The following is a 24,491-nucleotide window of genomic DNA, read 5'->3' on the forward strand; positions in this document are numbered from 1 at the left end:
CCGCAACCCGGGCGACGCACAGGGCCATTGTGCTGCGCCCACAATGAAATGAATGCAGGGGCGCCACCGGCACCCGCAGCCTTCGACAAGAAAGTAGACACCATCATGATGAACCGACGCACCCTGGGCCAAGCCGCCTTGTGCCTGACCGCTGTGGCCGCACTGGGCCTGCCCTTTGCTGCGCTGGCGGCGGACGAAGCGCCCGATGCGCTGATCAAGCGCCTGTCGGCCGACGTGCTGACCACCGTGAAGTCCGACAAGGCCATCCAGGGCGGTGACCTCTCCAAGATCATCGCGCTGGTCGACAAGACCGTGATGCCGAATGTGAACTTCCGCCGCATGACCGCCGCCGCCGTTGGCCCCGGCTGGCGCCAGGCCACGCCCGAGCAGCAAAAGCGCCTGCAGGACGAGTTCAAGATCCTGCTGGTGCGCACCTATGCCGGCGCGCTGGCGCAAGTGAACGACCAGACCATCCAGGTCAAGCCCCTGCGGGCCGCGCCCGAGGACAAGGACGTGCTGGTGCGCACCGAGATCGTCGGCCGTGGCGATCCGATCCAACTCGACTACCGCCTGGAAAAAACCCCCGGCGACGGTGCCGGCTGGAAGATTTACAACCTGAATGTGCTGGGCGTGTGGCTGGTGGAAACCTACCGCGGCCAGTTCGCGCAGGAGATCAATGCCAAGGGCGTCGACGGCCTCATCGAGACCCTGGTGGCTCGCAACAAGAGCAACGCAAGTAAGTAAGTAAGTAAGTAAGTAAGTAAGTGATGATCCCCCCTGAGTCGCTTCGCGTCATCCTCCTTTCTCGCTGTGCTGCGCGCTGCGGGAGGGGGACGCACCGGAGTCAGTTCCGCTGGTGCGCTGGCTGGGTGGTGCCGGTTGCAACGGCCGCGCGTTGCGTTTGAAGTCGGGGGAATTTGAGATGCTCGTCCTGCCCGCCGAACTCACCCACCGCCAGGCCACGGCTTGCCTGCGCATGCTGCTGCAGGGCCTGAAGGTGCACCGCGAGCCGGGGGTGGTGGTCGATGCGAATGCGCTCACCGTGTTCGATACGTCGGCGCTCGCCGTGCTGCTCGAATGCCGGCGCGAGGCGCTGGCCATGCGCAAGACGTTTTCGGTGCAGGGCCTGCCCACTGCGCTGCGGGGCATGGCGGGCCTGTATGGCGTGGGCACCTTGCTCACTCCGGCGTCCTGATCCTGCGGTGCTGCCGCGCCACACGGCCGGCGCGGCATCGTCGTTCCGCCCCCACGCGGGCGCAGTTCGGGGCTAGGCCGTAAAATCAGCGGCTTCATGCCCGCAGTCTCATTCCAAGCCGTCTCCAAGACCTTCTCCACGCCCAAGGGCCCTTTCCAGGCGCTGAACAACGTCAGCCTGGATATCCAGGAGGGCGAGTTCTTCGGCCTTCTGGGCCCCAACGGTGCGGGCAAGACCACCCTCATCAGCATCCTGGCGGGCCTGGCCCGCGCCAGCCAAGGGAGGGTGCTCGTGCAGGGCAGCGATGTGCAGGCCGACTATGCCGACGCACGCCGCAAGCTCGGCATCGTGCCGCAGGAGCTGGTGTTCGACCCGTTCTTCAACGTCCGTGAATCGCTGCGCATCCAGTCGGGCTACTTCGGTGTGAAGAACAACGACGCCTGGATCGACGAGCTGCTCGAGAACCTGGGCCTCACCGACAAGGCCAACTCCAACCTTCGCCAGCTCTCGGGCGGCATGAAGCGCCGGGTGCTGGTGGCGCAGGCGCTGGTGCACAAGCCGCCGATCATCGTGCTGGACGAGCCCACCGCCGGTGTGGACGTCGAGCTGCGCCAGACGCTCTGGCACTTCGTGGCGCGCCTGAACAAGGAAGGCCACACCGTGCTGCTGACGACGCACTACCTCGAAGAAGCCGAGGCGCTGTGCGGGCGTATCGCCATGCTCAAGACCGGGCAGATCGTGGCGCTCAACCGCACCAGCGAGCTGCTGCAGGCGGCCTCGGGCAGCGTGCTGCAATTCAAGACCGATGCCGCGCTGCCGCCGTCGCTGGCGACCGTGGCGCGTGTCACGGGCCGCATCGTGCAACTGCCCGCGCACGACGCCGCCGAGATCGAAAGCCACCTGGCCGCGCTGCGTGTGGCGGGTGTCGACGTGCACGACATGGAGATCCGCAGGCCCGACCTGGAGGACGTGTTCCTGCAGGTGATGTCGGGCACCTCCGCATCGAATATTTCCCTGGACAAGATCGCGTCCGCCGCAGCGCCGGGCCGCCCCAAGCAAGGCGTGGCCCCCTCGGGGGGCAGCGAGGACACGCCAGTGCCGAGCGTGGGGGCGCCACTATGACCGGCTGGCAGACCCTGTTTTATAAAGAGGTGCTTCGCTTCTGGAAGGTCAGCTTCCAGACCGTGGCCGCCCCGGTGCTCACCGCCGTGCTGTACCTGCTGATCTTCGGCCATGTGCTGGAAGACCACGTCAAGGTCTACGACCGCATCAGCTACACCGCGTTTCTGGTGCCCGGCCTCGTGATGATGAGCGTGCTGCAGAACGCGTTCGCCAACAGCTCGTCCAGCATCATCCAGAGCAAGATCATGGGCAGCCTGGTGTTCGTACTGCTCACGCCGCTGTCGCACTGGGCGTGGTTCTGTGCCTACGTGGGCTCGTCCATCGTGCGCGGTCTGGTGGTGGGGCTCGGGGTGTTCATCGTCACGCTGGCGTTCGCGCGGCCCGAATTCGCAGCGCCGCTGTGGATCCTGGCGTTCGCCTTTCTGGGCGCCGCACTGCTGGCCACGCTCGGGCTGCTGGCGGGCCTGTGGGCCGACAAGTTCGACCAGATGGCCGCCTTCCAGAACTTCATCATCGTGCCCATGACCTTCCTGTCGGGCGTGTTCTATTCCATCCAGTCGCTGCCACCCTTCTGGCAGACGGTGAGCCACCTGAACCCGTTCTTCTACATGATCGACGGCTTTCGCTACGGCTTCTTCGGACAGAGCGACACCTCGCCCTGGCTGAGCCTGAGCATCGTGGGCGTGGCCTGGCTGGCCGTGAGCGCGCTGGCGGTGCACCTGCTGCGCACCGGCTACAAAATCAGAAACTAGCGCGCATCTCTCCGAGTCGCTTCGCGCCTGCGCCGTGCGTGTTTCAGCGGCGTGAATGCTACCCCCAGCAACGGACCCACGACATGACTGCAGAAGAACTCCAGAACATCATCACCGCCGGCCTCGCCTGCGAACACATCACGCTCGAAGGCGATGGCCGCCACTGGTACGCCACCATCGTCTCGGCCGAGTTCGAAGGCAAGCGCTCCATCCAGCGCCACCAGCGGGTGTACGCCACGCTGGGCGCCAAAATGCAGACCGACGAGGTGCACGCGCTGTCGATGAAGACCTTCACGCCCACAGAGTGGGCAGCGCAGCCGAAATAGTTCGGTAGCTATGATTTTTATAGCTGCTGCCGCTTGCTGAAAGCGCGGTAGCGGCATTTTTTACCCCTATTCCTGGTTCTTTTCGAGATGGACAAACTCCTGATCCGCGGTGGACGCAGCCTGCAGGGCGAGGTGCTGGTCTCCGGCGCCAAGAACGCTGCGCTGCCCGAGCTGTGTGCGGCGCTGCTGACCGCCGAGCCGGTGACCCTGCTGAACGTGCCGCAATTGCAGGACGTGGCGACCATGCTCACGCTGATCCGCAACATGGGCGTCTCGGCCAGCCGCTCGGACGACGGCACCGTGCTCATCGACGCCGGTGCGCTGAGCACGCCCGAGGCGCCGTACGAGCTGGTCAAGACCATGCGGGCGTCGGTGCTGGCCCTGGGCCCGCTGCTGGCGCGCTTTGGCGAGGCAACCGTCTCGCTGCCCGGCGGCTGCGCCATCGGCTCGCGGCCGGTGGACCAGCACATCAAGGGCCTCACGGCCATGGGCGCCGAGATCGTGGTCGAGCACGGCTACATGATCGCCAAGCTGCCCGCCGGCTGGACGCGCCTGAAGGGGGCCCGCATCACCACCGACATGGTCACCGTGACCGGCACCGAAAACTTCCTCATGGCCGCGGCTCTGGCCGAGGGTGAAACAGTGCTCGAGAACGCCGCGCAGGAGCCCGAGATCATCGACCTGGCCGAGATGCTGATCGCCATGGGCGCGCAGATCGAAGGCCACGGCACCAGCCGCATCCGCATCCAGGGCGTCGACAAGCTGCGCGGCTGCACCCACCGTGTGGTGGCCGACCGCATCGAGGCCGGCACCTTCCTGTGCGCGGTGGCCGCCACGGGCGGCGACGTCACGCTGCGCCACGGCCGCGCCGACCACCTGGACGCCGTCATCGAGAAGCTGCGCGAAGCCGGCGTGGAAGTGCAGGCCGTGGATGGCGGCATCCGCGTGAAGAGCGCAGGTGGCACCACGCTCAAGGCCCAGGGGTTCCGCACCACCGAGTACCCGGGTTTCCCGACCGACATGCAGGCCCAGTTCATGGCGCTCAACTGCATCGCGCAGGGCACGGCCACGGTGACCGAAACCATCTTCGAGAACCGCTTCATGCACGTCGACGAGCTGGTGCGGCTGGGCGCCAAGATCCAGACCGATGGCAAGGTCGCCATCATCGAGGGCCTGAGCACCACATCCAGCCGCCTGTCGGGCGCCACCGTGATGGCCACCGACCTGCGCGCGTCCGCCAGCCTCGTGATCGCGGGCCTGGTGGCCGACGGCGAAACCATAGTGGACCGCATCTACCACCTGGACCGTGGCTACGACTGCATGGAAGCGAAACTGCGCGGCATCGGCGCCCACATTGAACGGATGACATGAAGAACAACCCCCTGAGCGGCTTCGCCGCTTCCGCCTTCTCTCGCCTTGCTGCGCAATGCGGGAAGGGGGACGCCGCCCGTGTGGCGGGGCGGCCCTTACACGGCGGCCCATGCTTGCGGCGTGCCAGTTTCATAGGGTTTGGGGCCTACCAAAGAACAGTGGAGCAATTGCAATGACGATCACCCTGGCCCTCTCGAAAGGCCGCATCTTCGACGAAACCCTGCCCTTGCTGGCCGCCGCCGGCATCGAGGTGCTGGAAGACCCCGAAAAATCCCGCAAGCTCATCCTGACCACCAACCAGCCCGACGTGCGCGTGGTGCTGGTGCGCGCCACCGACGTGCCCACGTACGTGGAGTACGGCGGCGCCGACATCGGCGTGACCGGCAAGGACACCCTCATCGAGCACGGCGGCCAGGGCCTGTACCAGCCGCTCGATTTGCGCATCGCCAAGTGCCGGGTGAGCGTGGCCGTGCGCAGCGACTTCGACTACGAGCGCGCCGTCAAGCAGGGCTCGCGCCTGAAAGTGGCCACCAAGTACACCAGCATCGCCCGCGACTTCTTTGCGAGCAAGGGTGTGCACGTGGACATGGTCAAGCTGTACGGCAGCATGGAACTGGCCCCGCTGATCGGCCTGGCCGATGCCATCGTCGATCTGGTCTCCACCGGCAACACGCTCAAGGCCAACCACCTTGTGGAGGTCGAACGCATCATGGACATCAGCTCCTACCTGGTCGTGAACCAGGCCGCGCTCAAGCTCAAGCAGGCGCCGCTGCGCCGCATCATCGATGCGTTTGCGGGTGCCATTGCCAAGGACTGACCGTTGCCGCCCCCGCCCAGCGCCGTGACGTGCAGCGTCCCGCAGCCCGCCGATTCCGCCGATTTCGCCGACAGTGCGCGCCTGATCGCCGCCAGCCGGCGGCAGGCCGTGCAGGCGGTGAACACCCTGCTGGTCGGGCTGTACTGGCAGATCGGCAGGCGCATCAGCCGCAAGATCGCGGCGGCCGAGTGGGGCGACGGAGTGGTAGTCCAACTGGCGGGCTACCTGGCGCAGACGCCGCTGGGGCTGCGAGGATTCACCCGGCCGAACCTCTTGCGGATGCGGCAGTTTGACGAGGCGTACCCCGATGCGCAAATTGTCTCGGCACTGCGGAGACAATGGCCTGGGACACACCACCTCATCATCCTGGGCCAAGAGCCGCGCCCCGAAAAACGTGAGTACTGCCTGCGTCTGCGTGCGGTGCAGGGCAAGGGACGCTGGAGCGGAAGTTCAAAACCGCTCCGTTCGAGCGCACCGTGCTGCCCCGCAAAAGTCGCACCGCTGGCGGGACACATCCACCCTGACAGACGGATGAGGCCACCGACTGAAGAATGACTATGAAATCAATAGCTGCCCCCGCTTACCTGTCCACGGCTGAAGCCGATTTTGAGCAAAAATTCCAGCAGCGCCTGCACTGGTCTGCCGACACCGACGCCGCCATCGAGCAGCGCGTGGCCGACATCCTGGCCGATGTGCAAGAGCGGGGCGATGCCGCCGTGCTGGATTACACCGCCCGATTCGACGGCCTCTCGGCCCCTGACGTGGCGGCACTGGAGCTGACCCAGGCCGACTTCAAGGCCGCGTTCGACGCCATTGCGCAGGCCCAGCGCGACGCGCTGCAGGCCGCCGCCAAGCGCGTGCGCAGCTACCACGAGGCGCAGAAAAAAGCCTCGGGCGAGAGCTGGAGCTACCGCGACGAGGACGGCACCTTGCTGGGCCAGAAGGTCACGCCGCTGGACCGCGTGGGCATCTACGTGCCCGGTGGCAAGGCGGCGTACCCGTCCAGCCTGCTGATGAACGCCATTCCGGCCCACGTGGCCGGTGTGCAGGAAATCATCATGGTCGTGCCCACGCCCGTGCGCGGCAGCGTGGCCACGGGTGGCTCGGGCGCGCAGCTTGCCTCCGACAAGGGCGAGCGCAACGACCTGGTGCTGGCGGCCGCCTACGTGGCGGGCGTCACGCGTGCCTTCACCATCGGCGGTGCGCAGGCCGTGGCCGCGCTGGCCTATGGCACGGCCACGATTCCGAAGGTCGACAAGATCACCGGCCCGGGCAACGCCTACGTGGCCAGCGCCAAGAAGCGCGTGTTCGGCACAGTCGGCATCGACATGATCGCGGGCCCGAGCGAAATCCTGGTGCTGGCCGACGGCAGCACGCCGCCCGACTGGGTGGCCATGGACCTCTTCAGCCAGGCCGAACACGACGAGCTGGCCCAGAGCATCCTGCTGTGCCCCGACGCCGCCTACATCGCCGCCGTGCAGCGCGAGATCGACCGCCTGCTGCCCACCATGCCGCGCGCCGAGATCATCGCCAAGAGCCTCACGGGCCGCGGCGCGCTGATCCTCACCAAGGACATGGAAGAAGCCTGCGCGATCAGCAACCGCATCGCACCCGAGCATCTGGAAGTGAGCTCTACCGACCCGCACCGCTGGGAGCCGCTGCTGCGCCACGCGGGCGCGATCTTCCTGGGGGCCTACACCAGCGAGTCCCTGGGCGACTACTGCGCGGGCCCCAACCACGTGCTGCCCACCAGCGGCACGGCACGCTTTTCGTCGCCCCTGGGCGTGTACGACTTCCAAAAGCGCAGCAGCCTCATCGAGGTGAGTGAAGCCGGTGCCCAGGTGCTGGGCACCATCGCCGCCGAGCTGGCCTACGGCGAGGGCCTGCAGGCCCACGCGCAGGCGGCCGAGATGCGCCTGAAGACCCCGCTCAAGCCGCGCTGACGGCGCCGACCGGGCCCAGGGGCAGGGCCCCGCTCGCCCCACCCGCCGCGCTGCCGGTGTGTGGCACCACGGCCAGGGCCTGGGGTGCTGCCACGGGTGCAGCCGGATACGCAGCGCCTGGCACCGCGCGGTGCTTCGCCCAGTTCAGCCGCGCGGGCCGGCTGCCTTCTGCGCTCACCCGCAGCCGCACGGGGCCCGCGAACGACAGGCGCTGGCCGGCTTCCAGAAAATAGTCTTCCAGCAGGCCGTCGCACGTCACCCAGACGCGGCCTTGCTCGACTTCGAGCAGGGCGATGTCGCCTGCGCGGAAGTCCAGCACCTGGACGGCCTGCAGTGGGGGCAGCGGCTGGCGCTTCCATTGCAGGGTGAGGGGCGCCGCAAGCTGGGCGGGCAGCGTGGGCGACGGTGGGGTGGGGGTGTGGTGCAGCGTGTTCATGCCTTCACTGTGCGGCCAGGCCCCGCGCGGCGCCACGGACAGGCTCGCACGACCTGATCCAGTACAGATGGTCTGTACTGGCCATCTGTACTGTACGGGGTGCACTTGCTCTGTACTGGCTGTTTTTGCGGCTGCCAGTACAGAATGCAGCCATGGCCTCCACCGACGACGCACCCCCGCTCTACCTCCAGATCGGCGAACAGCTCGCGCAGCTGATCCGCAATGGCACGCTCGCGCGTGGCGAAAAACTGCCGTCCGTGCGCGAGCTGGCCCGCCAGCACGGCGTGGCGCAGACCACCGTGGTGCAGGCCTACCACTGGCTGGAGGATGCGCGCCTGATCACCGCGCGCCCGCGCTCGGGTTTCTTCGTGGCGGCGCGGCCGGTGAGCCTGCCCGAGCCCAGCACGCCGCGCCCCATGCGCCGCCCGCGCGAGGTGTCTGTGGACTGGCTGGGCCAGCGCATCCTGGGGCGCAACCAGCCCGAGGACATGATCTCCTTCAGCAGCGGCACGCCGGGCTTCGAGCTGTTCAACCCCGACCGGGTGCGCCGCGCCGTGGTGCGCGCCGCGCAGCGCCACCGCAACCTGCTGTGCACCTACCCCACGTCGGCGGGGCACGAGGATGCGCGCCGCGCCCTGGCGCGCTACGCCGTCGGCATGGGCTGCAGCCTGGACCCCGAGAACATCGTGGTCACCGGCGGCTGCATGGACTCCATCGCGCTGTGCCTGCGGGCCGTGACCCAGCCGGGCGACGTGGTGGCGCTGGAGTCGCCCACGCATTTTTCGTTTCTGGAGGTGCTGCAGGGCCTGCACCTGCGCGCGCTGGAGATCCCCACGCACCCGCGCCACGGTTTGTCGCTGGATGCGCTGCAGCTGGCGCTGGACACCCAGCCGGTCAAGGCCGTGATGATCGTCCCCACGCTCAGCAACCCGCTGGGCAGCTGCATGCCGCAGGCCGAGCGCAAGCGGCTGGCGCAGATGGCGGCGCGGCACGACATGGCAGTCATCGAGGACGCGATCTACAACGACCTGGTTGAGGTCGACGAGATGCGCCGCACCGTCAAGTCGTACGACACCACGGGCCACGTGATGCTGTGCGATTCGTTTTCGAAGACGCTGGCGCCGGGGCTGCGCCTGGGCTGGCTGGAGGCCGGGCGCTGGAGCGAGAAGGTGCGTGGCATCAAGGACCTGCAGGCGGGCGGCCAGTCGGCCGTGCTGGAGCTGGCGCTGGCCGACCTCATCACCCAGGCGGGCCACGCCGCCGCCATGCGCCAGCTGCGCGCGGGCGTGGCGGCGCGCATGGACGAGGCGCGGCGGGTGATCGCATCGCACTTCCCGCAGGGCACCCGGGTGAGCGACCCGCCCGGCGGCCTGCTGATGTGGCTGGAGCTGCCCAAGGGGCTCGATTCGGTGCAACTGCACGAGGCTTGTCTGGCCCGGCAAATCCTGATCGCGCCGGGCACGGTGTTCAGTACCAGCGGGCGCTTTCGCAACTGCCTGCGCATCGGGGTGGGAGGCGACTGGTCGCCCGCCCACCTGGAGGCCCTGCGCACCGTGGGCGACATGGCCACGCAGATGCTGCAGAGCCAGCGGCGGGCGGCGTAGTCCAACGGCACAAGGCAAATAAAATACACGAACTTCGTGGAGCACGAACTTCGTGTAATATCAACCGCATGAAAAACGTCACCGTGACCATGGACGACACCGTTGCCGAATGGGTGCGCGTGGAAGCTGCCAAGCGCGGCAGCAGCGTGTCGCGCCTGCTCGGTGAATGGCTGGCCGAAAAGATGCGCCAGGAAGACGCCTACGCCCAGGCGATGCGCGAGGCGCTGGGCTTTGAATCCTGGGGCGCGTCCACGGGGCCGTACGTGCCCCGCGAGACCTTGTTTCTGCGCTGAATGGCGCGACACGCATGAGCACCGTCCCCATCTTTGTCGATACCGAGATCCTGCTGGCCAGCGTGGACGACCGCGATGCCGAGCGCCAGGCGCGCGCCCGCGAGTGGATCAGCTTTTGCTGGCAGACGCGCAGCGGCCGCATCAGCTCGCAGGTGCTCAACGAGCTGTACAACCAGGCGATCCAGCGCTTTGACGGCCCGCAGGTGCTGCAGCAGGTGCGCGCCCAGGTGCGCCGCCTGCGCGTGTGGCTGCCGCCGCACCTCGACTCCTACACCGTGGACGGCGCCTGGGATCTGCAGGACCGCTACCGCCTGGGCTACTGGGATGCGCTCATCCTCTCGTCCGCCCACCAGCAGGGCTGCCGCTATCTGCTGACCGAGGCGCTGCCGCACGGCGAGCCGCTGGACGCCGTGCGGCCCATCAACCCGTTTCTCACCACCCCCAACGAACTGGACACCACCGAATGACTACTCCCGCGTCGTCCCCCCTCCAGGCCCTGGCCCGCATCCGCGCCGATGTGCGCGCCATGCACGCGTACGGCGTGCAGCCGTCCACCGGCATGCTCAAGATGGACGCGATGGAGAACCCGTTCCGCCTGCCCGCACATCTGCAGGCCGCGCTGGGCCAGCGCCTGGGGGCGCTCGCGCTCAACCGCTACCCCGGCGACCGCCTGCTGGACCTGAAGGCGTCCCTCGCCCAATACGCCGGCCTGCCCGAGGGCTACGGTATCGTGCTGGGCAACGGCTCGGACGAACTCATCACCTTGCTGGCGCTGGCCTGCGCGCAACCCGGCACCGGTCAGCGCGCCACCATGCTCGCACCCATGCCAGGCTTCGTGATGTACCCGCTGTCCGCGCAGCTGCAGGGCCTGGACTTCGTCGGCGTGCCGCTCACGCCGGACTTCGAGCTGGACGAGCCCGCCATGCTGGCCGCCATCGCCCAGCACAACCCCGCCATCACCTACATCGCCTACCCCAACAACCCCACGGCCACGCTGTGGGACGAGGGCGCGGTGCAGCGCATCATCGACGCCGCGGGCGCGCAGGGCGGCATCGTGGTCATGGACGAGGCCTACCAGCCGTTTGCCAGCCGCACCTTCATCGACCGCATGCGGGCCGAGCCCGCCCGCAATGCCCACGTGCTGCTGATGCGCACGCTCAGCAAGTTCGGCCTGGCGGGTGTGCGCCTGGGCTACCTCATCGGCCCCGCTGCGTTCGTCAGCGAGATCGACAAGGTGCGCCCGCCCTACAACGTGAGCGTGCTCAACTGCGAGGCCGCGCTGTTCGCCTTGGAACACGCCGAAGTGTTCGCCGAGCAGGCCGCCGAGATCCGCGCCGAGCGCACCAAGGTCCTGGAGGCCCTGCGCCAGATGCCCGGCATCGAAAAATGCTGGGACAGCGAGGCCAACATGATCCTGGTCCGCGTGGCGGATTCCGCCCGGGCGTACGACGGCATGAAAAACCGCAAGGTCCTCGTCAAGAACGTTTCTACAATGCACCCATTGCTGGCCAACTGCCTGCGCCTGACGGTCGGCGCCGCCTCCGACAACGCGCAGATGCTGGCCGCCCTGCAAGCCTCCCTATGACTTCCTCCGCACTCGTCACCTCCACGACCACCGACCCCCTGGCCGACCGCATCGCCGAAGTCAGCCGCAACACCGCCGAGACGCGCATCCGCGTGCGCATCAACCTCGACGGCACGGGCCAGGCCAAGCTGCACACGGGCATCGGCTTCTTCGACCACATGCTCGACCAGATCGCCCGCCACGGGCTGATCGACCTCGACATCGACTGCGAAGGCGACCTGCACATCGACGGCCACCACACGGTCGAAGACGTGGGCATCACGCTGGGCCAGGCCTTTGCGCGTGCCGTGGGCGACAAGAAGGGCATCCGCCGCTACGGCCACGCCTACGTGCCGCTCGACGAAGCGCTGTCGCGCGTGGTGGTCGATTTCTCGGGCCGCCCGGGGCTGCACATCGACGTGAAGTTCACGGCCGGCAGCATCGGCCAGCTCGATACGCAGCTGGTGTACGAGTTCTTCCAGGGCTTCGTGAACCACGCGGGCGTCACGCTGCACATCGACAACCTCAAGGGCTTCAACGCCCACCACCAGTGCGAAACCATCTTCAAGGCGTTCGGGCGCACGCTGCGCGCGGCGCTGGAGCGCGACCCGCGCTCGGCGGGCGTCATCCCGTCCACCAAGGGTTCCTTGTGAGTTTTTTGAATCAAATCAAGCGCTAGCGCTTGATGGATAAGCGCTAGCAGCTATGAATATGGAAGCAAAAACCGTCGCCGTCGTGGACTACGGCATGGGCAACTTGCGCTCGGTGTCGCAGGCCGTGCAGGCCGCCGCCGAGGGCACCGGCTGGACCGTGGTCGTCACCCAGCGCCCCGACGACGTGCGCGCCGCACAGCGCATCGTGCTGCCGGGGCAGGGCGCCATGCCCGACTGCATGCGCGAGCTGCGCGAATCGGGCCTGCAGGAGTCCGTGCTCGAAGCCGCTGCCAGCAAGCCCATGTTCGGCGTGTGCGTGGGCATGCAGATGCTGCTGGACCACAGCGCCGAGGGGGATACCCCGGGCCTGGGCCTGATCCACGGCCGGGTGAGCAAGTTCGACCTGATCGGCCGCACCCAGCCCGACGGCAGCCGCTACAAGGTGCCGCAGATGGGCTGGAACCAGGTGCACCAGATGCCGGACGCCGGCCGTGCGGGCGCGGTGCACCCGGTCTGGGCGGGCGTGCCCGACGGCAGCTACTACTATTTCGTGCACAGCTTCTATGCGCAACCGCAAGATGCTGCGCACTGCGCGGGGCAGACCGACTACGGCGGTTTGTTCGCAGCGGCCATTGCGCGCGATAATATTTTTGCCACGCAATTCCATCCAGAGAAAAGCGCGGAGCACGGCCTGGCCCTGTACCGCAATTTCCTGCACTGGAACCCCTGATCCTTCCGTCCTCGTTCACCCCTTACTCCACCAGCCTGTTCGGTCCGAGCACTGACTCGTCCTTTTTTCCCGAACCCTCCACCACCACCATGCTGCTCATTCCCGCCATCGATCTGAAAGACGGTCATTGCGTTCGCCTCAAGCAAGGCGATATGGACCAATCCACCACCTTCGGCGAAGACCCGGCCGCCATGGCGCGCAAGTGGGTGGACGCAGGCGCGCGGCGCCTGCACCTGGTCGACCTGAACGGGGCGTTCGCGGGCGTGCCCAAGAACTACAGCGCCATCAAGGCCATCCTCAAGGAAGTGGGCGACGACATCCCCGTGCAACTGGGCGGCGGCATCCGTGACCTGGACACCATCGAAAAGTACATCGACGGCGGCCTGCGCTACGTGATCATCGGCACGGCGGCGGTCAAGAACCCCGGCTTCCTGAAGGACGCGTGCAGCGCCTTCGGCGGCCACATCATCGTGGGGCTTGACGCCAAGGACGGCAAGGTCGCCACCGACGGCTGGAGCAAGCTCACGGGGCACGAGGTCGTGGACCTGGCCAAGAAGTTCGAGGACTGGGGCGTCGAGTCCATCATCTACACCGACATCGGCCGCGACGGCATGCTGTCGGGCATCAACATCGATGCCACCGTCAAGCTCGCGCAGGCACTGGCCATTCCGGTGATCGCATCGGGCGGCCTGTCGAACATGGCCGACATCGAGCAACTGTGCGCCGTCGAGGGCGAGGGCGTCGAAGGCGTGATCTGCGGCCGCGCGATCTACAGCGGTGACCTCGACTTTGCGGCCGCGCAGGCGCGTGCCGACGAACTGAACGGGTGACCCTCCCATCCGCCCTGAGCGGCTGCGCCGCTTGCCCCAGGGGGCACGACGCCAGTGGCCTGGCGAAGCCAGTTCCCCGGCGTCCGCTGGCCTCGGCAGCGCCCCATCCACGAATCGCTGACTGACTGACCGACATGCTCGCCAAACGCATCATCCCCTGCCTCGACGTCACCGGAGGCCGCGTGGTCAAGGGTGTCAATTTTCTGGAGCTGCGCGATGCGGGCGACCCCGTCGAGATCGCCGCGCGCTACAACGCGCAGGGCGCCGACGAGCTCACCTTCCTGGACATCACCGCCACCAGCGACGGCCGCGACCTGATCCTGCCCATCATCGAAGCGGTGGCCAGCCAGGTGTTCATTCCGCTCACGGTGGGTGGCGGCGTGCGCACGGTGGAAGACGTGCGCCGACTGCTGAACGCGGGTGCCGACAAGACCAGCTTCAACTCGGCCGCGATTGCCAACCCCGACGTGATCGATGCCGTGTCCGCCAAGTACGGCGCGCAGTGCATCGTGGTGGCCATCGACGCCAAGCGCCGCTCGGCCGAGGACGCGCAGCGCATCGGCGCCCACGGCCAGCCTGTGGGCGAAGGCTGGGACGTCTACAGCCACGGCGGCCGCAAGAACACGGGCCTGGACGTGGTGGCCTGGGCCACCGAGATGGCGCGCCGCGGTGCTGGCGAAATCCTGCTGACCAGCATGGACCGCGACGGCACCAAGGCGGGTTTTGACCTGACCCTGACCCGCGCGGTGAGCGACGCGGTCAGCGTGCCCGTGATCGCCTCGGGCGGCGTGGGCAACCTCGACCACCTGGCCGACGGCGTGCAGCAGGGCGGGGCGGACGCGGTGCTGGCGGCCAGCATTTTTCATTACGGCGAATACACCGTGGGCCAGGCCAAGGCCCGCATGGCCGAGCGCGGCATTCCTGTGCGGCTCTAGGGTCATTGCTATTAAAAATGTAGCTGCTGCCGCTTGTTCAGCCTGCGGCAGGCCCTGAAAAAGCGTCAAACTTCGGTCGGGATGGCCCCGTCCCGGAATCCAAATCGCCGACAATCCCTTTCATGAACTGGCTCAACGAAGTGAAATGGGACGCGCAGGGCCTGGTGCCCGTCATTGCGCAGGAGCAGGGCACGGGCGACGTGCTGATGTTTGCGTGGATGAACCGCGAGGCGCTGGAGAAGACCGCTGAACTCGGCCGCGCCGTGTACTACAGCCGCTCGCGCAGCAAGCTGTGGTTCAAGGGCGAAGAGTCCGGCCACGTGCAGACGGTGCACGAGATCCGGCTCGACTGCGACAACGACGTGGTGCTGCTCAAGGTCACCCAGCTCGGCCACGAGCCCGGCATCGCCTGCCACACGGGCCGCCACAGCTGTTTTTTCAGCGTGCTCAAGGACGGCGCCTGGACGCCTGTCGATCCGGTCTTGAAAGACCCCGAATCCATCTACAAATAAAGAGAACCATGAGTTCCAACGATTCCCTCGCCCGCCTTGCGCAAGTGATCGAAAGCCGCAAGCCGGCCAACGGTGGCGACCCCGACAAGAGCTACGTCACGCGCCTGTTGCACAAGGGCCCCGACAGCTTCTTGAAGAAGATCGGCGAAGAAGCCACCGAGGTGGTGATGGCGGCAAAGGACGTAGACCATGGTGCCGACAAGTCCAAGCTGGTGTACGAGGTGGCGGACCTGTGGTTCCACTCCATGGTGGCGCTGGCCCACTACGGCCTCACGCCGGCCGACGTGCTGACCGAGCTGGAGCGCCGCGAAGGCACCAGCGGCATCGAGGAAAAAGCCTTGCGCAAGGCCACTGCGCGTGCAGCCGACGAAGAAGGATCTCCATGAGCGACATCATCGACGTGACCTCCCACGAGCAACGGGCCCAGGGGCTCAAGAACATCGGCTGGGTCAGCTATGTGCTGCACCTGATCGTGGCGGTGGGCGCCGTGGTGCCCGGGGCGCAGGCCAGCGCCTTGCTGCTGGTCATTGCGCTGGTGATCGACCTGGTCAAACGCAGCGACGCCGAAGGCACGTGGCAGGCCAACCACTTCTCGTGGCGCATCCGCTCGACGATCTGGGCGGGTGTTCTGTACGTGGTGACCTTCCCGTTCTTCCTGCTGGGATTGTTTTTGTTCAATCCCGCCTGGGTTTTGGTCTCCATTTGGTTCCTGTACCGCATCGTGCGCGGCATGCTGGCCATGAGCAAGAACCAGGCTGTGGATGCCTGAAGAAGAACCCGCAGCGCCGCCCGCGCAGCCGCAGCCCCTGCCGCGCCTGAACCTGGCCCTGCAGGGTGGCGGCTCGCATGGTGCGCTGACCTGGGGCGTGCTGGACGCACTGCTCGAAGACGGGCAGTGGCACTTCGACGGCGTGAGCGGCACCAGTGCCGGCGCCATGAACGCCGTGGCCCTGGCGCATGGCTTTGCCAAGGCGGCCCACGAGCACAAGCACCCGCACGAAGCCCACCTGGCCGGCTGCCAGGAGGCGCGCAATACGCTGACCCGGCTGTGGGAGGGCGTGGGCACGCTGGGCAGCCTCATGTGGGGCTCGCCCCTGTCGGCGGCCAACCCCATGATGGGGCTGATGCGCCAGTGGCTGTCGCCCTACCAGACCAACCCGCTCGACATCAATCCGCTGCGCCGTTTGCTAGAGCGCGAGGTGGACTTCGACCTGCTGTGCAGCACGCGGCGTGCCATCAGCGCCGCGGGCGGCCCCCAGGTGTTCGTCTGCGCCACCAACGTGCGCACGGGGCGCGGTGAAATCTTCTCGGGCCCCAAGCTCAGCGCGGATGCGGTGATGGCGTCGGCCTGCCTGCCGCTGCTGTTCAAGGCGGTGGAGATCGACGGCGAGCACTACTGGGACGGCGGCTACTCCGGCAACCCCGCGCTGCACCCGCTGATCTACCAGACCGAGACCTCCGACATCCTGCTGGTGCAGATCAACCCCATAGAGCACCTCGAGCTGCCCCACTCCGGCCAGGAGATCATGGAGCGCATGAACGAGGTCACCTTCAACGCCAGCCTGCTGGCCGAGATGCGCGCCATCGAGTTCGTGCGCCGCCTGCTGGCCGAGGGCAAGCTGGACCCGCGCCGCTACAAGAATGTGCGCATGCACCGCATCGACGGCGGCTCGGTGCTGGCGCCCTTCGGCGCCGACAGCAAGACGCGCGCGGACCTGGCCTTCGTGCGCAAGCTCTTTGCCCTGGGCCGCACGGCGGGGCAGGAATGGCTGCACGCGCACCGCAAGGACGTGGGCGTGCGGCCGACCATCAAGATCCCTGACAATGCTTGAAGCCCCCTGTGTCGCCTGCGGCGCCTTCCCCCTCGGGGGGAGCCACCCGTGGCCTGGCGGAGCCAGTTCCACGGTGGCGCTGGCCTGGGGCGCGCCGGTTGCAATGGCTTGGGGGCTGGGCAGCGCCCGGTGAACTGTTAACTTCGTACCGACATTTTCTCATGCACGATCCGAACTGCCTTTTCTGCAAGATCATCGCGGGCCAGATTCCTTCGAAGAAGGTCTACGAGGACGAGGAAATCTTCGCCTTTCACGACATCCACCCGTGGGCGCCTGTGCACTTTCTGATGGTGCCCAAGCGGCATATCCCTTCGATGGCGCAGGTCACCGCCGACGACGCGGGCGTGCTGGGGCGCATGATGGCGCTGGCGCCGCGGCTGGCCCTCGAGCAGGGCTGCAACCCGTATCCGGAAGGTGGCTTTCGCGTCGTGGTAAACACCGGGGTGGAAGGCGGGCAGGAGATCCACCACCTGCATGTGCATGTGATGGGCGGCTCCCGCCCGTGGCTCAAAGGCTGAACCAGGCTGACGGGTGGTGCAGGGAGATTCCCGCAGTCCGTCATGGGGCTGTGAACTCCTGCCACGCCCCCCGTCTAAAATGATTGCAATTCGTTAGGAGATATTCCATGGGCTCTTTTTCCATCTGGCACTGGCTGATCGTGCTGCTGATCGTCGTCATGGTGTTCGGCACCAAGAAGCTCAAGAACATGGGCTCCGACCTCGGGGGCGCCGTCAAGGGCTTCAAGGACGGCATGAAGGACGGCTCGGCCGACCCCACCGCCACCCCTCCCGCGGGCCACGTCGCCAACAACCCGGCGGCCGACAAGACCACCATCGATGTCGAAGCCAAGCAAAAAAGCTGAGCGGGCTGCATGGGTCACCTTGATCCCTGCATGCCGCGCGCTGACTGCCACCCATGATTGATATTGGCCTGTCCAAGATGGCGCTGATCGGTGCGGTGGCGCTCATCGTCATCGGCCCTGAAAAGCTTCCCCGCGTGGCCCGCACGGTGGGCACCTTGCTCGGCAAGGCCCAGCGCTACGTGTCCGACGTGAAGGCCGAGGTCAACCGGTCCATGGAGCTCGACGAGCTCAAGAAGATGAAGGACACGGTGGAGAACGCGGCGCGCGACGTGCACCAGTCCATCCAGACCAACGCCAGCGAGTTCGAAAAAGACTGGGCCAGCGTCACCGACACCAGCCACGCCGACCTGCACGAGCCGCAGGCCCCCGTGGTGCCGGCGTACAAGCACCCCGGCAAGAACTGGCGCCTCAAGCGCGGTGCCGTGCCGCAGTGGTACAAGGCCAAGAGCGGCGTGCGCACCAAGGCGCAGTCCGGCGCGGCCCGCGTGGCGCGCTACCGTCCCCAGAAATTCCACTGACCCGAAAGCGCCAGCAGCCGGCGCCGCTGTGCGCTGCATGGGCGGCCCTCACGCCCTGAAAACCCACTATGTCCGAAACCCCTTCCCAAGAAGACGAGCTGGCCGGTACCGAGCAGCCCTTCGTGCAGCACCTGATGGAGTTGCGCGACCGGCTGGTCAAGGCGCTCATTGCCATCGGCATTGCGGCGGCCATCCTGTTCTTCTTTCCCGGCCCTGGCGCGCTGTACGACTTCCTGGCGGCGCCGCTGGTGGCGCACCTGCCCAAGGGGGCCACGCTGATCGCCACCTCGGTGATCTCGCCGTTCATGGTGCCGCTCAAGATCTTGCTGATGTCGGCCTTTTTGCTGGCGCTGCCCTTCGTGCTGTGGCAGGTGTGGGCCTTCGTGGCGCCGGGCCTGTATTCGCACGAAAAGAAGCTGGTGCTGCCGCTCGTGATCTCCAGCACGCTGCTGTTCTTCATCGGCGTGGCCTTTTGCTACTACCTGGTGTTCGGGCAGGTGTTCGCGTTCATCCAGAGCTTTGCGCCCAAGAGCATCACGGCCGCGCCTGACGTCGAGGCCTACCTGAGCTTCGTGCTGTCGATGTTCCTGGCCTTCGGCCTGGCGTTCGAGGTGCCCATCGCCGTGGTGGTGCTGGCGCGCATGGGCATCGTCAGCGTGCAGAAGCTGCGCGAGTTCCGCGGCTACTTCATCGTGCTGGCCTTCGTGATCGCCGCGGTCGTCACGCCGCCGGACGTGGTCTCGCAGCTCTCGCTCGCCATCCCCATGTGCCTGCTGTACGAAGTGGGCATCTGGGCCGCGCAGATCTTCATCAAGCACACCAAGGCGCCGGAAGAGGCGGGGGAATCTCCGTCGGCCTCCTGACCCCCGCCCGAACGGGCTGATCGACCGCAAAAGGGTCGGGGTGTTTGGATGAGGGCGCGTGTTTCGCGCCTTGCATGCTGCCAGGAGCTACTGCCAAAGTTACCCAAAAAAATAGCTGCTGACGCCCTATCTACAGGCGTCAGCAGCTATTTTTTTGATAGTGCTGGAGAGAGCGGGGCAGGGCGGACCAGGGCACAGCGGTCATTCGCCACATCGGCGTGCCTTCCGGGCACGCCGGATCTTGGATGTGGCTCCCGACAACCCCTTGTCGCACATGCCGGTATCAGGGGCGCGCCGCCCCACGGTTCAACGTGCCACCGGTCGGTTACTGGCGCCTTTTCGGCTTGGGCCGCACGCCGGGGGTGATGTTCAGCTCCACCATCTTGTCGGCGCGCTGCACATTGAACGGGGCGGCAGTCCCTGGCTTGAGTCCGGCCACGGCGGTCAGCAGCTCCGACACGTTGCCCACGTTCTTGCCTTCCACCTTCACGATCACGTCCCCCGGGCGCATGCCGGCCTGGGCGGCAGGGCCGTCCTGCAGCACGCCGGTGATGATCACGCCTTCGGTCGCCTTCACGCCGAAGGTCTCGGCCAGCTCGGGCGAGAGCTCGTTGGGCTCCACCCCGATCCAGCCGCGCGTGACCTGGCCGTCCTTCACGATGCCGTCGAGCACCAGCCGCGCCGTGGACACGGGGATGGCAAAGCCGATGCCCATGCTGCCGCCCGAGCGCGAGTAAATGGCAGTGTTGATGCCCATGAGATTGCCGTTCACGTCCACCAGCGCGCCGCCCGAGTTGCCAGGGTTGATGGCGGCATCGGTCTGGATGAAGTTCTCGAAGGTATTGATTCCGAGTTGCGTGCGGCCCAGCGCGCTCACGATGCCGCTCGTCACCGTCTGGCCCACGCCGAACGGGTTGCCGATGGCCAGCACCTGGTCGCCCACGGCCAGGCCGTCGGAATTGCCCAGCACGATGACCGGCAGCTTGTCGAGTTCGATCTTGAGGATGGCCAGGTCGGTGTCGGGGTCGGTGCCGATCACGCTCGCCCGCGCACGGCGGCTGTCGGTGAGCGTGACCTCGATCTCGTCGGCACCTTCGACCACGTGATTGTTGGTGAGGATGTAGCCGTCGGGGCTCACGATCACGCCGCTGCCCAGCCCGGCCTGGGCCTGCGCACCCTGGTCACCGAAGAAGAACTGGAACCACGGATCGTTGCTGCGCGGATGGCGCACCGCCTTGCTGGTGTTGATGCTGACCACGGCGGGCGCGGCCTTGCGCGCAGCGGCGCTGAAGCTGCCGGCCACCGGCTGGCCCTGGGGCGTGGCCGGTGCTTCCAGCAGCGCAATGCCCGCGCCGGAGCGCGTGGTGCCCCGGCCGAGCCAGTCGGGTTGCAGGGTGGCGACAACGAAGTAGGCGGCGACAAACACGGTCACGGCCTGGGAAAAGAGCAGCCAGATGCGCTTCATGGGGTCCTGTCGAATGGTCGAAAAACGAAGAAGCCGCGTCGGGCCCTGTCGGTGGGGGCGCGGCATTGCTTCCTGTGCGCCATTGTCCCCCAAGGCCGCAACTATGGGCGCTGGCCGCGCGCGACAATAGGCGCATGAGCATTTCCCGCACCGCGCTTTTGCAGGCCTTCGATGGCCTGCTGCAACCCGAACGCTTCAAGGACTACGGCCCCAATGGTCTGCAGGTCGAGGGCAAGCCCGAGGTGCGCCGCATCGTCAGCGGAGTGACCGCCAGCCGCGCGCTGATCGACGCGGCCATCGCCGCGCAGGCCGACGCGATCTTCGTGCACCACGGCCTGTTCTGGCGGGGGCAGGACGGCCGCGTCACCGGCTGGATGAAGCAGCGCCTGCAGCGGCTGCTGGCGCACGACATCAACCTGTTCGCCTACCACTTGCCGCTCGATGCACACCCCGAGCTGGGCAACAACGCGCAACTGGGCCACGTGCTGGGCTGGACGGCCGACGCGCGCTTTGGCGAGCAGGACCTGGGCTTTGTGGCGACCGCGGCCTTCCCCGATGGCCAGGCACTGGCGGACCATGTGGCCAGCACGCTGGGCCGCGACGTGACCCTGGTGCAGCCCGACCCCGATGGTGCACCGCAGCCCATCCGCCGTGTGGCCTGGTGCACAGGCGGCGCGCAGGGCTACTTCGAATCGGCCATCGCAGCCGGGGCGGATGCCTTCATCACGGGAGAGATCTCCGAGCCGCAGGCGCACCTGGCGCGTGAAATGGGCGTGTGCTTCATCGCGGCCGGGCACCATGCCACCGAGCGCTACGGCGCGCCGGCCGTGGCTGGGCATGTGGCGAAGCAACTGGGGTTGGAGCACACGTTCATCGAGATTGACAATCCGGCATGAAGCGCATGACGCGCATCAAGTGCATGAAGTGCATGAAGTGCATGACGTGTACATCCGTCTCCCCAGCACTGGCATCGACCCCTCCACCCCATGATCAGGAGCGCTGGCATGCTGAGCCTGCGCGCCCGGGTAGCAGGGTGGTTTACTATTAAATTCATAGCTGCTTGCGCTTGTCCATAGAGCGGTAGGCAGTGATTTCATTCAAAACGCGGACTTCCATGAAGACACTGGCCATCACCCAAGGCGACCCCGCAGGCATCGGCCCCGAGATCGTGGCCAAGGCCTTTCGCGATGCGCCCGGCGACCTCAAGGGCTGCTTCGTGGTGGGCGACACCGCCACGCTGCGCCGCGCTGCCCAGGCCATTGCGCGCCCTGGCGTGCCATCGGTGCCCGTGGCGCAGATCGGCGCGCCCGCAGAGGCGGTCGACATGCCGCCCCGCTGCATTCCGGTCCTGCAAGTGGCCGGCATTTCGGGCCCGCAACCCTGGGGGCAGATCAGCGCCGCTGCAGGGCGCGCGGCAGCGGACTGTGTGGTCTGGGCCACACGCGCGGCGCTGCGGGGCGAGGTGGCGGGGCTGGTGACGGCGCCGCTGCACAAGGAGGCCTTGTCGGCCGCAGGCGTTACCTTCCCGGGCCACACCGAATTGCTGCAGGCCGAGGCGGCCCACCACCAGGGCGTTGCGCTGTCGGCCATGCCCGTGCGCATGATGCTGGCCAGCGACGAGCTGCGCACCGTGCTGGTCAGCATCCACGTCTCGCTGCGCGAGGCCCTGGCAGCCGTCACGCACGAGAACATCCTGCAGACGCTGCAGATCACGCACGCCGCGCTGACCCGCAGTCTGGGCCGCGCCCCGCGCATGGCGGTGGCCGGCCTGAACCCCCACGCAGGGGAGGGCGGCCTGTTCGGCCGTGAAGAGATCGAGGTCATCGCCCCGGCCATCGCAGAAGCCCGCGCCCAGGGCCTGGATGCCCACGGCCCGTTCGCACCCGACACCGTCTTCATGCGTGCCCGCCACACGCCCGCGCGGCCCGGCGAGTTCGATGTGGTGATCGCGATGTACCACGACCAGGGCCTGATCCCCGTGAAGTACCTGGGCGTGGACAAGGGCGTGAACGTGACCCTGGGCCTGCCCCTGGTGCGCACCAGCCCGGACCACGGCACCGCCTTCGACATTGCAGGGCAGGGCGTCGCCGACGCCGCCAGCCTCATCGAAGCCGTGCGCATGGCGCGAGCGCTGTGTGGGTGAATTGGTTGCTTACGCTTGATGGTAAAGCGCTGGCAGCTATCGTTAAGATAGCAAGCGGAAGAGGCGTCCTCAAGCTGGCACGCCATCTATGAAACTGGGACACCCCACGCCAGTGCACCCCGTGGAACCGGCTTTGCCGGGCCACGGGGTGCGTCCCCCCACGGGGGAAGCGGCGCAGCCGCTCAGGGGGTTTCCAATCCTTCCCGTGGAACCGGCTGCCGGGCCACCGGGTGCGTCCCCCTTGGGGCTGAGGCCTGCGGCTCCAAGCCTGCCTGCGCAGGCTTGGACAGGCCGAAGAGGCCGCGCCTGCGGCGCGCGCCACCGTGGCGCGCAGCGCCTCAGGGGGTTTTCTTCAGGCTATCGCGGATCTCGCGCAGCAGCACGATGTCCTCGGGCGTCGCGGCGGGCGCTGCCGGGGCGGCCGGGGTTTCGCGCTTGAGCCGGTTGATCTGCTTGATCATCATGAAGATGATGAACGCCAGGATGATGAAGTTGACCGCCACGGTCAGGAAGTTGCCGTAGGCAAACACCGGCACGCCCGCCTTCTTGAGGGCGTCGAGCGTCATCGCCGTGCCGGGCGGCACTGACCCGAGCACGACGAAGAGGTTGGAAAAGTCGAGCTTGCCGAACACCAGGCCCACCACCGGCATGATAAGGTCGGACACCACCGAATCCACGATCTTGCCGAATGCGCCGCCGATGATCACACCGACCGCAAGGTCGATCACATTGCCCTTGACGGCGAACTCTCTGAACTCCTGCATCATGCCCATGGTGCCCTCCTGGCTGCGTGAAATGTCGATGCGCGAGTATTGCCCAGAGTCAACCCCTGTCAACCCACCCCGCATGCGTTTGAAATAACCATTTTCACTCCGCTACAATTCGCGGTTGACCCCAATGTAGCGATGATCAATCGAGGATCCCCATGAGTGACACTCCAATCGACTCCAGCAAGCGGACGTGGATCATCACGTCGGCATGCGCTGGTGCGGTGGGCGGCGTGGCAACCGCCGTTCCTTTCGTGAGTACGTTCCAGCCCTCCGAGCGCGCCAAAGCCGCCGGGGCTGCAGTCGAGGTGGATATTTCCGCCCTCAAGCCGGGCGAGAAACTCACCGTGGAGTGGCGCGGCAAGCCTGTCTGGATCATCAAGCGCACCCCGGAGCAGCTCGCCGAGCTGCCCAAGCTCGATGGCCAGCTCGCCGACCCCAAGTCCGAGCGCAAGCCCTCCGAGCTCACCCCCGAGTACGCGCGCAACGAAGCGCGTTCGATCAAGCCAGAGATTTTCGTGGGTGTGGGCATCTGCTCGCACTTGGGTTGCTCGCCGTCGGACAAGTTCCAGACCGGCGCACAGCCTTCGCTGCCCGACGACTGGAAGGGCGGTTTCCTGTGCCCTTGCCACGGCTCCACGTTCGACATGGCCGGCCGCGTGTTCAAGAACAAGCCCGCGCCCGACAACCTTGAAGTCCCTCCGCACATGTACCTGTCCGACACGCGCCTCGTGATCGGTGAAGACAAGAAGGCTTGACGGAGAACGACATGGCCCACGAATTCAAAGAAATCTCCCCCAACGCCCCGATCAGCGCACAGGTCACGAACTGGTTCGAGAACCGGTTCCCCACGGCCTTCGATGCGTACAAGGTGCACATGTCGGAGTACTACGCTCCGAAGAACTTCAACTTCTGGTACATCTTCGGCTCGCTGGCCCTGGTCGTGCTGGTGATCCAG

The 24,491-nt window shown here is 66.8% G+C and carries 31 protein-coding genes and 1 pseudogene; 29 read left to right on the plus strand and 3 right to left on the minus strand.

The window, feature by feature from the left end:
- The first annotated feature begins 105 nt into the window (after positions 1 to 105).
- The 9 genes from ACIGHN_RS05110 (at position 106) to hisD (ending at position 7,526) form a co-directional block, all read left to right on the plus strand.
- On the plus strand, positions 106 to 744 hold the full coding sequence (locus ACIGHN_RS05110) for a phospholipid-binding protein MlaC (RefSeq protein ID WP_056173461.1): 639 nt from the start codon (positions 106 to 108) through the stop codon (positions 742 to 744).
- A 178-nt stretch (positions 745 to 922) separates the two neighbouring features.
- The gene (locus ACIGHN_RS05115) at positions 923 to 1,195 is read left to right on the plus strand and encodes an STAS domain-containing protein (RefSeq protein WP_056415374.1); all 273 of its coding nucleotides are present in this window, start codon (positions 923 to 925) and stop codon (positions 1,193 to 1,195) included.
- A gap of 96 nt (positions 1,196 to 1,291) precedes the next feature.
- Complete coding sequence (locus ACIGHN_RS05120) at positions 1,292 to 2,317, plus strand: ABC transporter ATP-binding protein (RefSeq protein WP_056415375.1); 1,026 nt, start codon at positions 1,292 to 1,294, stop codon at positions 2,315 to 2,317.
- Positions 2,314 to 3,069: an ABC transporter permease gene (locus ACIGHN_RS05125; protein ID WP_396503511.1), complete on the plus strand. Its 756-nt coding sequence runs from the start codon at positions 2,314 to 2,316 to the stop codon at positions 3,067 to 3,069. Before ACIGHN_RS05120 ends, ACIGHN_RS05125 begins: the two co-directional genes overlap by 4 nt.
- Before the next feature lie 83 nt (positions 3,070 to 3,152).
- Positions 3,153 to 3,395: a BolA family protein gene (locus tag ACIGHN_RS05130; protein ID WP_056173475.1), complete on the plus strand. Its 243-nt coding sequence runs from the start codon at positions 3,153 to 3,155 to the stop codon at positions 3,393 to 3,395.
- An 87-nt stretch (positions 3,396 to 3,482) separates the two neighbouring features.
- Positions 3,483 to 4,766, plus strand: coding sequence for a UDP-N-acetylglucosamine 1-carboxyvinyltransferase (gene murA / locus ACIGHN_RS05135; RefSeq protein ID WP_396503512.1), 1,284 nt, complete (start codon positions 3,483 to 3,485; stop codon positions 4,764 to 4,766).
- Between the two features lie 172 nt (positions 4,767 to 4,938).
- Positions 4,939 to 5,583 (plus strand): ATP phosphoribosyltransferase, encoded by a 645-nt coding sequence (gene hisG, locus ACIGHN_RS05140; RefSeq protein ID WP_396503513.1) that lies wholly within the window; start codon positions 4,939 to 4,941, stop codon positions 5,581 to 5,583.
- Positions 5,584 to 5,586: 3 nt separating this feature from the next.
- A complete protein-coding gene (locus tag ACIGHN_RS05145; RefSeq protein WP_396503514.1) occupies positions 5,587 to 6,138 on the plus strand; it encodes a DUF1016 N-terminal domain-containing protein in 552 nt (183 codons plus the stop codon).
- Positions 6,139 to 6,140: 2 nt separating this feature from the next.
- Positions 6,141 to 7,526, plus strand: a complete 1,386-nt coding sequence (gene hisD / locus ACIGHN_RS05150) for a histidinol dehydrogenase (protein ID WP_396503515.1) — start codon at positions 6,141 to 6,143, stop codon at positions 7,524 to 7,526.
- Here hisD and ACIGHN_RS05155 read toward each other — a convergent pair.
- Positions 7,513 to 7,962 carry a DUF2917 domain-containing protein gene (locus ACIGHN_RS05155; RefSeq protein WP_396503516.1) on the minus strand — a complete coding sequence of 150 codons (450 nt, stop codon included), beginning with the start codon at positions 7,960 to 7,962 and terminating at the stop codon, positions 7,513 to 7,515. The genes hisD and ACIGHN_RS05155 overlap by 14 nt on opposite strands.
- A 152-nt stretch (positions 7,963 to 8,114) precedes the next feature.
- Between ACIGHN_RS05155 and ACIGHN_RS05160 the strand changes: the two genes are divergently transcribed.
- From ACIGHN_RS05160 to tatC, 16 genes are all read left to right on the plus strand, one after another.
- Positions 8,115 to 9,566, plus strand: a complete 1,452-nt coding sequence (locus tag ACIGHN_RS05160; RefSeq protein WP_396503517.1) for a PLP-dependent aminotransferase family protein — start codon at positions 8,115 to 8,117, stop codon at positions 9,564 to 9,566.
- A 68-nt stretch (positions 9,567 to 9,634) separates the two neighbouring features.
- Positions 9,635 to 9,859 (plus strand): hypothetical protein, encoded by a 225-nt coding sequence (locus ACIGHN_RS05165; RefSeq protein ID WP_010462084.1) that lies wholly within the window; start codon positions 9,635 to 9,637, stop codon positions 9,857 to 9,859.
- 14 nt (positions 9,860 to 9,873) lie between these two features.
- Entirely contained in the window at positions 9,874 to 10,326 is a 453-nt protein-coding gene (locus tag ACIGHN_RS05170; protein WP_396503518.1) for a PIN domain-containing protein, read from the plus strand.
- Complete coding sequence (locus ACIGHN_RS05175) at positions 10,323 to 11,444, plus strand: pyridoxal phosphate-dependent aminotransferase (protein WP_396503519.1); 1,122 nt, start codon at positions 10,323 to 10,325, stop codon at positions 11,442 to 11,444. The genes ACIGHN_RS05170 and ACIGHN_RS05175 overlap by 4 nt, the downstream gene beginning before the upstream one ends.
- Positions 11,441 to 12,076 carry an imidazoleglycerol-phosphate dehydratase HisB gene (gene hisB / locus ACIGHN_RS05180; RefSeq protein ID WP_056415406.1) on the plus strand — a complete coding sequence of 212 codons (636 nt, stop codon included), beginning with the start codon at positions 11,441 to 11,443 and terminating at the stop codon, positions 12,074 to 12,076. The genes ACIGHN_RS05175 and hisB overlap by 4 nt, the downstream gene beginning before the upstream one ends.
- A 52-nt stretch (positions 12,077 to 12,128) precedes the next feature.
- Positions 12,129 to 12,806, plus strand: coding sequence for an imidazole glycerol phosphate synthase subunit HisH (gene hisH, locus ACIGHN_RS05185; protein WP_056415409.1), 678 nt, complete (start codon positions 12,129 to 12,131; stop codon positions 12,804 to 12,806).
- A gap of 89 nt (positions 12,807 to 12,895) precedes the next feature.
- Positions 12,896 to 13,636: a 1-(5-phosphoribosyl)-5-[(5-phosphoribosylamino)methylideneamino]imidazole-4-carboxamide isomerase gene (gene hisA / locus ACIGHN_RS05190; RefSeq protein WP_056415412.1), complete on the plus strand. Its 741-nt coding sequence runs from the start codon at positions 12,896 to 12,898 to the stop codon at positions 13,634 to 13,636.
- A gap of 134 nt (positions 13,637 to 13,770) precedes the next feature.
- The gene (gene hisF / locus ACIGHN_RS05195; RefSeq protein WP_056415415.1) at positions 13,771 to 14,571 is read left to right on the plus strand and encodes an imidazole glycerol phosphate synthase subunit HisF; all 801 of its coding nucleotides are present in this window, start codon (positions 13,771 to 13,773) and stop codon (positions 14,569 to 14,571) included.
- Positions 14,572 to 14,684: 113 nt separating this feature from the next.
- Complete coding sequence (gene hisI / locus ACIGHN_RS05200; RefSeq protein WP_200926973.1) at positions 14,685 to 15,083, plus strand: phosphoribosyl-AMP cyclohydrolase; 399 nt, start codon at positions 14,685 to 14,687, stop codon at positions 15,081 to 15,083.
- 8 nt (positions 15,084 to 15,091) lie between these two features.
- Positions 15,092 to 15,469: a phosphoribosyl-ATP diphosphatase gene (locus tag ACIGHN_RS05205; RefSeq protein WP_056173516.1), complete on the plus strand. Its 378-nt coding sequence runs from the start codon at positions 15,092 to 15,094 to the stop codon at positions 15,467 to 15,469.
- Positions 15,466 to 15,852: a DUF4870 family protein gene (locus ACIGHN_RS05210; protein ID WP_396503520.1), complete on the plus strand. Its 387-nt coding sequence runs from the start codon at positions 15,466 to 15,468 to the stop codon at positions 15,850 to 15,852. Before ACIGHN_RS05205 ends, ACIGHN_RS05210 begins: the two co-directional genes overlap by 4 nt.
- Positions 15,845 to 16,915, plus strand: a complete 1,071-nt coding sequence (locus tag ACIGHN_RS05215; protein WP_396503521.1) for a patatin-like phospholipase family protein — start codon at positions 15,845 to 15,847, stop codon at positions 16,913 to 16,915. Before ACIGHN_RS05210 ends, ACIGHN_RS05215 begins: the two co-directional genes overlap by 8 nt.
- Before the next feature lie 161 nt (positions 16,916 to 17,076).
- Positions 17,077 to 17,433, plus strand: coding sequence for a histidine triad nucleotide-binding protein (locus ACIGHN_RS05220; protein WP_396503522.1), 357 nt, complete (start codon positions 17,077 to 17,079; stop codon positions 17,431 to 17,433).
- Positions 17,434 to 17,540: 107 nt separating this feature from the next.
- Positions 17,541 to 17,777 carry a Sec-independent protein translocase subunit TatA gene (gene tatA / locus ACIGHN_RS05225; protein WP_056415427.1) on the plus strand — a complete coding sequence of 79 codons (237 nt, stop codon included), beginning with the start codon at positions 17,541 to 17,543 and terminating at the stop codon, positions 17,775 to 17,777.
- Between the two features lie 53 nt (positions 17,778 to 17,830).
- Entirely contained in the window at positions 17,831 to 18,295 is a 465-nt protein-coding gene (gene tatB / locus ACIGHN_RS05230) for a Sec-independent protein translocase protein TatB (RefSeq protein ID WP_056415430.1), read from the plus strand.
- Between the two features lie 68 nt (positions 18,296 to 18,363).
- Positions 18,364 to 19,158, plus strand: a complete 795-nt coding sequence (gene tatC / locus ACIGHN_RS05235; protein WP_396503523.1) for a twin-arginine translocase subunit TatC — start codon at positions 18,364 to 18,366, stop codon at positions 19,156 to 19,158.
- A gap of 325 nt (positions 19,159 to 19,483) precedes the next feature.
- On the opposite strand, the gene ACIGHN_RS05240 is transcribed toward tatC, so the two are convergent.
- Entirely contained in the window at positions 19,484 to 20,623 is a 1,140-nt protein-coding gene (locus ACIGHN_RS05240; protein ID WP_056415436.1) for a S1C family serine protease, read from the minus strand.
- A 134-nt stretch (positions 20,624 to 20,757) separates the two neighbouring features.
- On the opposite strand from ACIGHN_RS05240, the gene ACIGHN_RS05245 reads away from it, so the two are divergent.
- Both ACIGHN_RS05245 and pdxA read left to right on the plus strand, forming a co-directional pair.
- Complete coding sequence (locus ACIGHN_RS05245; RefSeq protein ID WP_396503524.1) at positions 20,758 to 21,519, plus strand: Nif3-like dinuclear metal center hexameric protein; 762 nt, start codon at positions 20,758 to 20,760, stop codon at positions 21,517 to 21,519.
- A gap of 218 nt (positions 21,520 to 21,737) precedes the next feature.
- Positions 21,738 to 22,766, plus strand: coding sequence for a 4-hydroxythreonine-4-phosphate dehydrogenase PdxA (gene pdxA / locus ACIGHN_RS05250; RefSeq protein ID WP_396503525.1), 1,029 nt, complete (start codon positions 21,738 to 21,740; stop codon positions 22,764 to 22,766).
- A gap of 338 nt (positions 22,767 to 23,104) precedes the next feature.
- Here pdxA and mscL read toward each other — a convergent pair whose 3' ends face one another.
- Positions 23,105 to 23,539: a large conductance mechanosensitive channel protein MscL gene (gene mscL / locus ACIGHN_RS05255; RefSeq protein ID WP_056161229.1), complete on the minus strand. Its 435-nt coding sequence runs from the start codon at positions 23,537 to 23,539 to the stop codon at positions 23,105 to 23,107.
- A 152-nt stretch (positions 23,540 to 23,691) separates the two neighbouring features.
- Between mscL and petA the strand changes: the two genes are divergently transcribed.
- Both petA and ACIGHN_RS05265 read left to right on the plus strand, forming a co-directional pair.
- Positions 23,692 to 24,291 (plus strand): ubiquinol-cytochrome c reductase iron-sulfur subunit, encoded by a 600-nt coding sequence (gene petA / locus ACIGHN_RS05260; RefSeq protein WP_056161231.1) that lies wholly within the window; start codon positions 23,692 to 23,694, stop codon positions 24,289 to 24,291.
- An 11-nt stretch (positions 24,292 to 24,302) separates the two neighbouring features.
- Positions 24,303 to 24,491 (plus strand): annotated as a pseudogene (locus ACIGHN_RS05265) (cytochrome bc complex cytochrome b subunit); the annotation flags it as partial.

Source organism: Acidovorax sp. NPDC077693, from assembly GCF_044542805.1.
In the GTDB taxonomy this organism is placed as follows: domain Bacteria; phylum Pseudomonadota; class Gammaproteobacteria; order Burkholderiales; family Burkholderiaceae_C; genus Acidovorax.

Bases quoted from the DNA above. Each gene is read 5' to 3' on its own strand.
- ACIGHN_RS05110 (WP_056173461.1), top strand. From the start codon at position 106: ATGATGAACCGACGCACCCTGGGCCAAGCCGCCTTGTGCCTGACCGCT.
- ACIGHN_RS05115 (WP_056415374.1), top strand. From the start codon at position 923: ATGCTCGTCCTGCCCGCCGAACTCACCCACCGCCAGGCCACGGCTTGC.
- ACIGHN_RS05120 (WP_056415375.1), top strand. From the start codon at position 1,292: ATGCCCGCAGTCTCATTCCAAGCCGTCTCCAAGACCTTCTCCACGCCC.
- ACIGHN_RS05125 (WP_396503511.1), top strand. From the start codon at position 2,314: ATGACCGGCTGGCAGACCCTGTTTTATAAAGAGGTGCTTCGCTTCTGG.
- ACIGHN_RS05130 (WP_056173475.1), top strand. From the start codon at position 3,153: ATGACTGCAGAAGAACTCCAGAACATCATCACCGCCGGCCTCGCCTGC.
- murA (WP_396503512.1), top strand. From the start codon at position 3,483: ATGGACAAACTCCTGATCCGCGGTGGACGCAGCCTGCAGGGCGAGGTG.
- hisG (WP_396503513.1), top strand. From the start codon at position 4,939: ATGACGATCACCCTGGCCCTCTCGAAAGGCCGCATCTTCGACGAAACC.
- hisD (WP_396503515.1), top strand. From the start codon at position 6,141: ATGAAATCAATAGCTGCCCCCGCTTACCTGTCCACGGCTGAAGCCGAT.
- ACIGHN_RS05155 (WP_396503516.1), bottom strand. From the start codon at position 7,962: ATGAACACGCTGCACCACACCCCCACCCCACCGTCGCCCACGCTGCCC.
- ACIGHN_RS05160 (WP_396503517.1), top strand. From the start codon at position 8,115: ATGGCCTCCACCGACGACGCACCCCCGCTCTACCTCCAGATCGGCGAA.
- ACIGHN_RS05165 (WP_010462084.1), top strand. From the start codon at position 9,635: ATGAAAAACGTCACCGTGACCATGGACGACACCGTTGCCGAATGGGTG.
- ACIGHN_RS05170 (WP_396503518.1), top strand. From the start codon at position 9,874: ATGAGCACCGTCCCCATCTTTGTCGATACCGAGATCCTGCTGGCCAGC.
- ACIGHN_RS05175 (WP_396503519.1), top strand. From the start codon at position 10,323: ATGACTACTCCCGCGTCGTCCCCCCTCCAGGCCCTGGCCCGCATCCGC.
- hisB (WP_056415406.1), top strand. From the start codon at position 11,441: ATGACTTCCTCCGCACTCGTCACCTCCACGACCACCGACCCCCTGGCC.
- hisH (WP_056415409.1), top strand. From the start codon at position 12,129: ATGAATATGGAAGCAAAAACCGTCGCCGTCGTGGACTACGGCATGGGC.
- hisA (WP_056415412.1), top strand. From the start codon at position 12,896: ATGCTGCTCATTCCCGCCATCGATCTGAAAGACGGTCATTGCGTTCGC.
- hisF (WP_056415415.1), top strand. From the start codon at position 13,771: ATGCTCGCCAAACGCATCATCCCCTGCCTCGACGTCACCGGAGGCCGC.
- ACIGHN_RS05205 (WP_056173516.1), top strand. From the start codon at position 15,092: ATGAGTTCCAACGATTCCCTCGCCCGCCTTGCGCAAGTGATCGAAAGC.
- ACIGHN_RS05210 (WP_396503520.1), top strand. From the start codon at position 15,466: ATGAGCGACATCATCGACGTGACCTCCCACGAGCAACGGGCCCAGGGG.
- ACIGHN_RS05215 (WP_396503521.1), top strand. From the start codon at position 15,845: ATGCCTGAAGAAGAACCCGCAGCGCCGCCCGCGCAGCCGCAGCCCCTG.
- ACIGHN_RS05220 (WP_396503522.1), top strand. From the start codon at position 17,077: ATGCACGATCCGAACTGCCTTTTCTGCAAGATCATCGCGGGCCAGATT.
- tatA (WP_056415427.1), top strand. From the start codon at position 17,541: ATGGGCTCTTTTTCCATCTGGCACTGGCTGATCGTGCTGCTGATCGTC.
- tatB (WP_056415430.1), top strand. From the start codon at position 17,831: ATGATTGATATTGGCCTGTCCAAGATGGCGCTGATCGGTGCGGTGGCG.
- tatC (WP_396503523.1), top strand. From the start codon at position 18,364: ATGTCCGAAACCCCTTCCCAAGAAGACGAGCTGGCCGGTACCGAGCAG.
- ACIGHN_RS05240 (WP_056415436.1), bottom strand. From the start codon at position 20,623: ATGAAGCGCATCTGGCTGCTCTTTTCCCAGGCCGTGACCGTGTTTGTC.
- ACIGHN_RS05245 (WP_396503524.1), top strand. From the start codon at position 20,758: ATGAGCATTTCCCGCACCGCGCTTTTGCAGGCCTTCGATGGCCTGCTG.
- pdxA (WP_396503525.1), top strand. From the start codon at position 21,738: ATGAAGACACTGGCCATCACCCAAGGCGACCCCGCAGGCATCGGCCCC.
- mscL (WP_056161229.1), bottom strand. From the start codon at position 23,539: ATGGGCATGATGCAGGAGTTCAGAGAGTTCGCCGTCAAGGGCAATGTG.
- petA (WP_056161231.1), top strand. From the start codon at position 23,692: ATGAGTGACACTCCAATCGACTCCAGCAAGCGGACGTGGATCATCACG.